Annotated in this window: 10 protein-coding genes and 1 pseudogene; 5 read left to right on the forward strand and 6 right to left on the reverse strand. The window is 66.9% G+C overall.

Features of this window, described 5'->3' with window-relative positions; genetic code table 11:
• Nucleotides 1-150: 150 nt before the first annotated feature.
• From fabF to ACOJSF_RS05750, 5 genes are all read right to left on the reverse strand, one after another.
• Entirely contained in the window at nucleotides 151-1,410 is a 1,260-nt protein-coding gene (gene fabF, locus ACOJSF_RS05730; RefSeq protein ID WP_420141264.1) for a beta-ketoacyl-ACP synthase II, read from the reverse strand.
• Nucleotides 1,411-1,536: 126 nt separating this feature from the next.
• Entirely contained in the window at nucleotides 1,537-1,773 is a 237-nt protein-coding gene (locus ACOJSF_RS05735) for an acyl carrier protein (RefSeq protein WP_420141265.1), read from the reverse strand.
• 72 nt (nucleotides 1,774-1,845) lie between these two features.
• Nucleotides 1,846-2,586, reverse strand: coding sequence for a 3-oxoacyl-[acyl-carrier-protein] reductase (fabG, locus tag ACOJSF_RS05740; protein ID WP_420141266.1), 741 nt, complete (start codon nucleotides 2,584-2,586; stop codon nucleotides 1,846-1,848).
• 104 nt (nucleotides 2,587-2,690) lie between these two features.
• Entirely contained in the window at nucleotides 2,691-3,626 is a 936-nt protein-coding gene (fabD, locus tag ACOJSF_RS05745; RefSeq protein ID WP_420141267.1) for an ACP S-malonyltransferase, read from the reverse strand.
• Nucleotides 3,627-3,715: 89 nt separating this feature from the next.
• Complete coding sequence (locus ACOJSF_RS05750) at nucleotides 3,716-4,543, reverse strand: outer membrane protein (RefSeq protein WP_420141268.1); 828 nt, start codon at nucleotides 4,541-4,543, stop codon at nucleotides 3,716-3,718.
• 263 nt (nucleotides 4,544-4,806) lie between these two features.
• Between ACOJSF_RS05750 and rpsF the strand changes: the two are divergent.
• The 3 genes and pseudogenes from rpsF (at nucleotide 4,807) to rplI (ending at nucleotide 6,039) form a co-directional block, all read left to right on the forward strand.
• Nucleotides 4,807-5,184, forward strand: a pseudogene (gene rpsF, locus ACOJSF_RS05755) (30S ribosomal protein S6).
• Between the two features lie 15 nt (nucleotides 5,185-5,199).
• Nucleotides 5,200-5,424: a 30S ribosomal protein S18 gene (gene rpsR / locus ACOJSF_RS05760; protein WP_420141269.1), complete on the forward strand. Its 225-nt coding sequence runs from the start codon at nucleotides 5,200-5,202 to the stop codon at nucleotides 5,422-5,424.
• Nucleotides 5,425-5,439: 15 nt separating this feature from the next.
• Nucleotides 5,440-6,039, forward strand: coding sequence for a 50S ribosomal protein L9 (gene rplI, locus ACOJSF_RS05765; RefSeq protein ID WP_420141270.1), 600 nt, complete (start codon nucleotides 5,440-5,442; stop codon nucleotides 6,037-6,039).
• Between the two features lie 81 nt (nucleotides 6,040-6,120).
• Here rplI and ACOJSF_RS05770 read toward each other — a convergent pair whose 3' ends face one another.
• Nucleotides 6,121-6,747 (reverse strand): retropepsin-like aspartic protease family protein, encoded by a 627-nt coding sequence (locus tag ACOJSF_RS05770; protein WP_420141271.1) that lies wholly within the window; start codon nucleotides 6,745-6,747, stop codon nucleotides 6,121-6,123.
• A gap of 238 nt (nucleotides 6,748-6,985) precedes the next feature.
• On the opposite strand from ACOJSF_RS05770, the gene otsB reads away from it, so the two are divergent.
• Both otsB and ACOJSF_RS05780 read left to right on the forward strand, forming a co-directional pair.
• Entirely contained in the window at nucleotides 6,986-7,699 is a 714-nt protein-coding gene (gene otsB, locus ACOJSF_RS05775; RefSeq protein ID WP_420141272.1) for a trehalose-phosphatase, read from the forward strand.
• A partial coding sequence (locus tag ACOJSF_RS05780) for a glycoside hydrolase family 15 protein (RefSeq protein ID WP_420141273.1) occupies nucleotides 7,696-9,177 on the forward strand: 1,482 nt, incomplete at its 3' end. The genes otsB and ACOJSF_RS05780, both read left to right, overlap by 4 nt.

The raw sequence follows: 9,177 nt of genomic DNA on the forward strand, positions 1-9,177 counted from the left end.
TGCGGCCGGGCCGGGGCCGGACCAGTTGCGGTGGACGAACAGCCAGCCCGATCCCGCCACGATGAGGAGGAGGACCAGCAGACAGCCAAGCCCGCCGCGCGATCTGGAACGTCTTGCCACGGACCTATCCTAAGCCCCAGCCGCCTTTGCTCAAATGGTCCGCATCACCAGGCTGGCATTCGTGCCGCCGAAGCCGAAGCTGTTGTTCAGCACCGCCTTCACCTGCCGCTTGCGCGCCTGATTGGGCACGAGGTCGACGCCCGCGCAGCTTTCGCTGGGATTTTCGAGGTTGATGGTCGGCGGAACCACCTGATCGCGCATGGCGAGGATGCAGAAGATCGATTCGACCGCACCGGCCCCGCCGAGGAGGTGGCCGATCATCGACTTGGTCGACGACATCGACACGGTCTCGATCGCGTCGCCGAACAGGCGGCGGACCGCGCCGAGCTCCAGCTCGTCGCCGAGCGGGGTCGAGGTGCCGTGTGCGTTAATATAATCGATGTCCTTCGGCTCCAGTCCCGCCTTGCGCAGCGCCATCTGCATCGAGCGGAACGCGCCGTCGCCTTCGGGATGGGGCGCGGTGACGTGATAGGCGTCACCCGACAGGCCATAGCCGATCACCTCGGCATAGATCTTCGCGCCGCGCGCCTTGGCGTGTTCATATTCCTCCAGGCAGACGATGCCCGCGCCTTCGCCCATCACGAAGCCGTCGCGCGCCTGGTCGTAAGGGCGGCTGGCCTTTTCGGGGGTGTCGTTGAACCCGGTCGACAAGGCGCGCGCCTGCGCGAAGCCGGCAATGCCAAGCGGGCAGATCGCCCCCTCCGCGCCGCCCGCCAGCATGATGTCGGCATCGTCGGCCGCAATGATCCGCGCGGCGTCGCCGATCGCGTGCGCGCCGGTCGAGCAGGCGGTGACGACCGCGTGATTCGGTCCGCGCAGGCCATATTTGATCGAGACCTGACCCGAGATCAGGTTGATGAGCCGGCCGTGCACAAAATGCGGCGAGACGCGGCTCGGCCCCTTTTCGTGACGGACGATCGATTCGCTTTCGATCCCCGGCAGGCCGCCGATGCCCGCGCCGATCACGCAGCCGATGCGGGTCGACTGTTCGTAGGTCAGCTCGCCGAGCCCGGCATCCTCGTAAGCCTGCCCCGCGGCATCGATGCCGTAGATGATGAACGGATCGACCTGGCGCTGCACCTTATGATCGACGCGCTTGCCAGGGTCGAACCCCCAGGGGTGGTCGGCGGGCTTCACCTCGCACGCGATCGTGCATTTCTGGTCCGACGGGTCGAAGCGGGTGATCCGCCCCGCGCCTGATTTGCCGGCGATGATGTTGGCCCACGCCGTTTCGACGTCGGCACCCACCGGCGTCACGAGCCCCAGTCCGGTCACGACCACGCGGCGCATAATCTTATCCTCTCGAAATGCGAACAGGCTCAACCCGCTGGGGGCTGAGCCTGTCGAAACCCGTACGGCCCGTTCGAAGGGCGGTGGCCCAATCGACGCGGCTCAGGGCGAACGGTAGCTGGCGGATCAGCCCTTGTGGCTGTCGATGTAGCTGATCGCGTCCTTGACGGTGGTGATCTTCTCGGCCGCGTCGTCGGGGATTTCGACGCCGTATTCTTCCTCGAACGCCATCACCAGATCGACGATGTCGAGGCTGTCCGCGCCCAGATCATCGATGAAGCTCGCTTCCTCGTTCACCTTCTCGGCTTCGACGCCGAGATGCTCGACCACGATCTTCTTAACGCGCTCGGGGGTATCGCTCATGGCTGTGTGCCTTCCCTAGTTCTGAAATTTGGCGCTGCCCTAGCTTCGCGCATTGCGTCCCGCAAGAGGGCGTCAGATCATCGCCATGCCGCCGTTGACGTGGACGGTCTGGCCGGTGACGTACCCCGCCTCCCGGCTGGCGAGGTAGGCGACCGCCGCGCCGATATCCGCGCCGCCGCCCAGATCGCCCGCCGGGATCCGCTGGAGAATGGTCGCCTTCTGCTGGTCGTTGAGCGCGTCGGTCATCGCCGATCGGATGAAGCCCGGCGCCACGCAATTGACCGTGATGCCGCGGCTGGCGAACTCCTGCGCCAGCGCCTTCGTCATCGCGGTCAGGCCGCCCTTGGACGCGGCATAATTGGCCTGCCCCGGATTGCCGGTCCAGCCGACGACCGAGGTGATCGACACGATCCGGCCGAACCGCGCCTTCATCATCGGCCGGCTGGCCGCGCGGATCAGGCGGAAGGCGGCCTCGAGGTTGACCGAGATCACCTGATCCCATTCGTCGTCCTTCATCCGCATCGCCAGGTTGTCGCGCGTCACCCCGGCATTGTTGACGAGGATGTCGACCTTGCCGCCCAGCGCTTCGATCGCCGCAGGCACCAGCGCCTCGACCGAGTCCGCGTCGGATAGATTGGCGGTCACGGTCACCGCGTCGCCGCCGATTTCGGCCCTGACCGAATCGAGCGCCTCCTGACGCGTGCCCGACAGCGCGACCCGCGCGCCCTGCGCGGCCAGCGCCTTGGCGATGGCGGATCCGATCCCACCCGAAGCGCCGGTCACCAGCGCGGTCATTCCCGTAAGGTCGAACATTCCGATTCTCCGTCGCCACCAGCGCCATGGCCGGGGCTATCTCTTAACCACAAGCACCGTCCCTCTCGTGAGAGACAGGGGCCCCAGCCTTCGCTGGGGTGACGTTACAAATGGGCCGCCAAAGCTTCCACGTCAGCCATGGTCACCACGCTGGCCACCGTGGCGTCGGGGGCGATCCGCTTGACCATGCCGCCCAGCACCTTCGATCCCAGTTCGACGAAGTCGGTGACGCCCGCCGCCCACATCGCCTCGACGCTCTCGCGCCAGCGGACGGTGCCGGTCACCTGCCGCACCAGGAGATCGCGGATTTCGGCGGGATCGCTGGCGGGGGTGGCGGTGACGTTGGCGTAGACGGGCACCAGCGGCGCACGCAGATCGACCGCCCCCAAGGCTTCGGCCATCGCGTCGGCCGCCGGCTGCATCAGCGCGCAATGGAACGGCGCGGACACGGGCAGCGCCAGAGCGCGCTTCGCACCCCGCTCCTTGGCCAGCGCCATCGCCCGTTCGACCGCCGCCTTGTGGCCGGAGATCACGACCTGACCGCCGCCATTGTCGTTGGCGGCCTGACAGACCTCACCTTCCGCAGCATCGGCGCAGGTCGCCTCCGCCGCCGCGAAATCGACGCCGAGCAGCGCGGCCATCGCCCCTTCGCCCACCGGCACCGCCGCCTGCATCGCCCGGCCACGCAGCTTGAGCAGCCGCGCCGTGGTGGCGAGGTCGAAGGCCTGCGCCGCGCACAGCGCGCTATATTCGCCAAGGCTGTGTCCGGCGACGAAGTCCGCCTTGTCCGCGAGACGAATGCCGCCCTCACCTTCCAGGATGCGCAGCACCGCGATGGCGTTCGCCATGATCGCGGGCTGGGCATTCTCGGTCAGGGTAAGGTCGTCGGCCGGCCCCTCCGCCATCACGCGCGACAGCGCTTGACCCAACGCGTCGTCCACCTCCTCGAACACCGCCCGGGCCGACGCTGACGCGGCAGCCAGATCGGCACCCATGCCGACCGCCTGGCTGCCCTGCCCCGGAAATATGAAAGCGCGCACGTCCGCTCCTACAGTCACTTTATGAGCGACGCGGACTAGGAAGCGAAGACAGCGGGCGCAAGGTTTCTCGACGCCCGCCGCCCGCTTGTTCAGAATCGAAAATTGGCCGTGAGGCTGACATTATGGGTGGCGAAGCGCGAATGCGTCCGCCGGAAGTCGGTGCCGTTCGCGTTGACCAGAAGGAACGGATTGGTCGCCGGCGCGGTGCCCCGCGTCACCGACACCCGCGTGCCCGTGTCCTTCAGGCTGGTGAACAGATACTGCAGGCCGAACGACAGGTTGGGGGCGACGCGCTGCTCGACCCCGCCGCCCACGCGATAGCCCCATGCGCTGTCATCCTCGCGCAGTGTGAAGCTGTTGGCGACGTTGCTGCTGTAATGTTCGTTCGCCATCTTGGCCCACACGACGCCGCCCGTACCGTAGACAAGGGTATTGCGCTCGGCACCGAAGGCATAACCGGCCCGCGCGCGCAGGCTCGCATTCTCCTTCATGCGCCGCGTCAGCGTATAGCTGGCGGGCGTGGTGCTGAACCCGGTCACGTGATCCTCGGCATAGCCGATGCCCGCTTCGGCGACGACGCCGATCACCGGTCCGCCCAGGTCATAGTCGAAGCCCGCATGCAGCGCCCATTCGAGCGAATCCTCGTCCGACGCGCAGCCCGCGCCCGGCGTGGCGCCCAGCGCCCGTCCCCCGCAGAAGCCCGGCGAGAAGGCGTCCGCCCCGGCGGCGGTACGGACCGTATCGTTGAAATTGCCGTCGAGATTGTTGTCGAAGGCAAGCCGCTCGTCGCCGTCACTAGGCTGAAAACTATAACCCACGCGGCCGCCTGCATAGAAACCGGTCCAGCTGCCATCGGCGACCTGCGCGTAAACGGGGCTCGCCGCGACAATGGCGGCAAGCGCGATCACTTTCTTCATTCTGAGTCCTTTCATCCCTGAACCGGGGCGGAAGCGACTTCGACTGAATAAGGTTCACGCAGACATGATTCTCTACAATCCCTTTACGAAGCAGAGCGAAACACGCCCACCGGCAGGCGCCGACTTGCTTTTCCGGACGCACTGGGGCATAGGGCCACACATCCGGGCGGAGGCCGCGTGCCTTGCGCCCGGTTTGCGTTGGAACGACGGCCGGAGGGGCGTCCGCATGGGGCGGCGTCAGCGATCGGCAGGAGAAATGGACCATGGCTCTTTACGAGCATGTGTTCCTTGCGCGCCAGGATCTGGCACAGGCGCAGGTGGACCAGTTGGCCGAAGCGGCCACGAAGATCATCGAAGAGAATAACGGCAAGGTCGTGAAGACGGAGACCTGGGGTCTGCGTTCGATCGCCTACCGCATCGCGAAGAACCGCAAGGCGCATTACGTCATGCTCGAAATCGACGCGCCGACCGGCGTGGTCGCTGAGCTCGAGCGTCAGCTCGGCATCAACGAGGCCGTGATCCGCTAAATGACCGGGCGCGTCGCCGCGCACGAGCAGGGCCCGTCGGCGATGATGCGCCGGGGCGAGCGGGACCGCGATCGCGCGCGTCGCCGTGACGACCGCGAAGACGCAGCGGCTTAAGGAGGAGCAGACAATATGGCCCGTGCCTTTTTCCGCCGTCGCAAGAGCTGCCCCTTCTCCACGAAGGACGCGCCCCGGATCGACTATAAGGACGTCCGCCTGCTGCAGGGCTTCGTGTCCGAGCGCGGCAAGATCGTCCCCAGCCGCATCACTGCGGTTTCCGCCAAGAAGCAGCGCGAACTCGCCCAGGCGATCAAGCGCGCCCGTCACCTCGGGCTGCTTCCCTACATCGTCAAGTAAGAGGAGACGCGACACATGGACGTGATCCTGCTAGAGCGCGTCGAGAAGCTCGGCGCCATCGGCGACGTCGTCTCCGTCAAGAACGGCTTCGCCCGCAATTACCTGCTGCCCAACAAGAAGGCGTTGCGCGCCAACGAGGCCAACAAGAAGGTCTTCGAAGCGAACCGCGCCCAGATCGAGGCCGACAACGCCACCCGCCGCACCGATGCGGAAACGGCGTCGAAGGACATCGACGGCAAGACGCTGACCCTGATCCGTCAGGCGTCGAACACCGGCCTGCTTTATGGTTCGGTTTCGGCCCGTGACCTGTCGGAGCTTCTGGCCGAGGACGGCGTGAAGGTCGCCAAGAGCCAGATCGTGCTCGACCGGCCGATCAAGGCGATCGGCCTGAACGAGGTGTGCGTCGCGCTGCACCCCGAAGTGTCGGTGACGATCAAGGTCAACGTCGCCCGCTCGCCCGAAGAGGCCGAGCTGCAGGCGCAGGGCGTCGACGTCATGGCGCAGGTCTTCGAAGAAGGCCGCGACCAGGGCGGCTTCACCGAGGACTATGATCCGAACGCCGAACCCGGCGAGATCGCCGCGGAAGCCCCGACCGAGGATCGCGAGCAGGCCTGACGCCCGCCCGCGTCCGACAGGCTCGGCACGAAGAAAGGCCGTCCGGTTCGCCGGGCGGCCTTTTCTTTCGCCTTTCGCCGGTCAGGTGGTCTGCGCTTCCTGCGGATGATGCGGTTGCAGGATCAGCGTCCGCCCCTCGACCCGCCACGATTTGAGCATCGACAGGAAGTTCATGCCCAGCACGTCGGTGTTGCCGAACGCCGGCGAGACGACCACCGGCAGATCGCGCGCGACGATCGTGCCGAAGCGCAGTTCGCCCATCCGCCCGGTCTGCGCCGAAACCGTGCCGTTGGCGGTGCGGAGCAGGACCGGAAACATCTCCTTGCGCGCTTCGATCCCTGCGGCCTGCGCGGTCGTTTGCGACAGCGCGGTGATCGTCGCGCCACTGTCGACCAGCATCCGCCGCTCGACCCCGTCGATCGTCGCGCGCACCCAGAAATGGCCGTCGGGCGACATCTTCACCCGCACCTCATCGCCCGCCACCCGCTGATCCTCCAGCTTCAGCGCGCGCATCACATGCCCGATATAGGGGTCGAACCGCTCGCGCTGGTCGATCGCGACGCCGGCGGCGACGATCAGGACCACCCAGGTCGCCACGCGCAACGCCGTCCCCAGCACCGGCACGCGCCGCAGTGCGAGCCCCAGGAGTAGCATGAGGCCCAGCAGCAGGATCAGGCGGACAGGGAATTGATCAATGAGTTCGCTCACCCGTCCGATGTAAGGCGAATCGTCTGTTTTTCACCCTTGCGCCGGGATTTCCGTTGTCCACCGTGGGTCGGCCTCCACCGCCTGACCCCGTTTTGCACCGGAACGGTGCTGCAGCGCGGAACGCGAGCGCCCCCGTTCAGTTATTCACCATATGTTACGCCCGGAGAATAAGCTCCCGAGCCCGTCCGATGAGGACGGCCCGGATCGAGCATCACACCTCCCCGCCCCGCCACCGACGTTGCTTGATGGGGCGAGCCTGTTTCTGGATTTCGACGGTACGCTCGTCGCCATTGCGGAACGGCCCGACGCAGTCGTGGTGGACGAACGGCTCGATCGGTCGATGGTCCGTCTCGCGGCGGTGCTCAACGGTCGCATCGCGATCGTCAGCGGGCGCGCGCTGGCCGAGGTGGATCGGCTACTGGCGCGCGGGCGCTTTGCCGTAGGGGGAAGTCACGGGCTGGAACTGCGATGGCCCGACGGCCGACTGCAAAGCCCCGTCCGGCCCGATGCGATGGATGGCATCGTGAAGGAGATGCGCGCGTTGCAGGCGATCCATCCGGGCGTGATCGTCGAGGAGAAACCGTTCGGGGCGGCGCTCCATTATCGTCAGGCGCCCACCGCCGAGGCCGAAAGCCGCGCTCTGGCCGCACGGCTGGCGGATCTGCCGGGGCTCGCGCTACAAACGGGAAAGATGGTGTTCGAGATCAAGGCCGCCGGCGCGGACAAAGGCTCCGCGCTCGATGCCCTGATGCAGGATGCACTGTTCGCCGGGACGCGCCCGATCTTCATCGGCGACGATCATACCGACGAAGCCGGCTTCCGCGCGGCCGCGGCGCTGGGCGGCGCGGGCATCCTTGTCGGCCCGGAGCGTGAGACCGCCGCCGGCTATCGGCTGGAAGGCGTGGCGGAAACGCTCGACTGGCTCGACGCGGCTGCGGACGCTCTCGCATGACCCCAGACCTCGATCTCTGGCCGATCGGCAATTGCCAGGTCAGCGCGCTGATCGACCGCGCCGGCCGGTTCGTCTGGGCCTGCGCGCCGCGCGTCGACGGCGAGCCCGTCTTCTCCGCGCTGGTCGACAGCCCGCCCGATACGGAGGGCGAGCGCGGCCTGTGGTCGATCGACCTCGAAGGCTGTACCAGCGTCACGCAATCCTATCTGCGCAACACCCCCATCCTCGTCAGCCGCCACAGCGATGACAGCGGCAACGCGATCGAGGTGATCGATTTCTGCCCCCGCCTGCGCCGCTACAACCGCGCCTACCGCCCGGTGGCATTCGCGCGGATCGTCCGGCCGGTGGCGGGCGCACCGCGGGTCACGATCCGCATGCGTCCGTCGTGTGGATGGAGCGGCAAGACACCGGCCACCACCAGCGGTTCCAACCATATCCGCTACCTGCTCAATCCGCAGCCGCTGCGCCTGACCACCAACGCGGCGATCGGGCTGGTGCAGGGGGAGCGCACCTTCCGGCTCGAACAGGAACTATGCTTCTTCCTCGGGCCGGACGAAAGCTTCGTCGGCGATCTGGCGGTGACCGTTGGGCAGATGCTGGCGGATACGACGCAGGAATGGCGCGAATGGGTGCGCGGCCTCGCCACCCCGCTGGAATGGCAGGAGGCGGTGATCCGCGCGGCCATCACGCTCAAGCTGTGCCAGCATGAGGAGACGGGTGCGATCGTCGCCGCGCTCACCACCTCGATCCCCGAACATGCCGGGTCGCAGCGCAACTGGGATTATCGCTACTGCTGGATCCGCGACGCTTACTACACCGTGCAGGCACTCAACCGGCTCGGCGCGCTCGACGTGCTGGAGGGGTATCTCGCCTATCTCCGCAACATCGTCGATGCGTCGTCGGGCGGCCACATCCAACCGCTCTACGGCGTGCTCGGCGAACCCACGTTGGAGGAACGTGAGGCATCGGCGCTGGCCGGCTATCGCGGGATGGGGCCGGTCCGCGTCGGCAACCAGGCTTATGAGCAGATCCAGCACGACGCCTATGGCCAGATCGTCCTGTCCAACGTCCAGGCTTTCTTCGACCAGCGCCTGTTCCGGATGGCAGGGCATGAGGATTTCGACGCGCTCGAACGCGTGGGCGAGCTTGCCTGGCAGGTGCACGACAAGGCCGACGCCGGGCTGTGGGAGCTTCGCACGCGGCAGTCGATCCACACCTATTCGGTCGCGATGTGCTGGGCGGCGTGCGACCGCCTGGCCAATGCCGCCCATGTCCTCGGCCGCGAGGATCGCCGCGCCGTGTGGCAAGACCGCGCCGACACGATCCGCGCGACGATCGAGCAGTCGGCCTGGCGCGAGGACACGCAGCGCCTGTCCGCCACTTTCACCGGCGACGATCTCGACGCCAGCCTGATCCAGTTGCTCGACCTGCGCTTCCTCCAGCCCGACGATCCGCGCTTCCTCAGCACGCTCAAGGCG

The organism is Sphingomonas sp., assembly GCF_048594985.1.
Taxonomy (GTDB): domain Bacteria; phylum Pseudomonadota; class Alphaproteobacteria; order Sphingomonadales; family Sphingomonadaceae; genus Sphingomonas_I.

Bases quoted from the DNA above. Each gene is read 5' to 3' on its own strand.
- fabF (WP_420141264.1), bottom strand. From the start codon at position 1,410: ATGCGCCGCGTGGTCGTGACCGGACTGGGGCTCGTGACGCCGGTGGGT.
- ACOJSF_RS05735 (WP_420141265.1), bottom strand. From the start codon at position 1,773: ATGAGCGATACCCCCGAGCGCGTTAAGAAGATCGTGGTCGAGCATCTC.
- fabG (WP_420141266.1), bottom strand. From the start codon at position 2,586: ATGTTCGACCTTACGGGAATGACCGCGCTGGTGACCGGCGCTTCGGGT.
- ACOJSF_RS05750 (WP_420141268.1), bottom strand. From the start codon at position 4,543: ATGAAGAAAGTGATCGCGCTTGCCGCCATTGTCGCGGCGAGCCCCGTT.
- rpsR (WP_420141269.1), top strand. From the start codon at position 5,200: ATGGCCCGTGCCTTTTTCCGCCGTCGCAAGAGCTGCCCCTTCTCCACG.
- rplI (WP_420141270.1), top strand. From the start codon at position 5,440: ATGGACGTGATCCTGCTAGAGCGCGTCGAGAAGCTCGGCGCCATCGGC.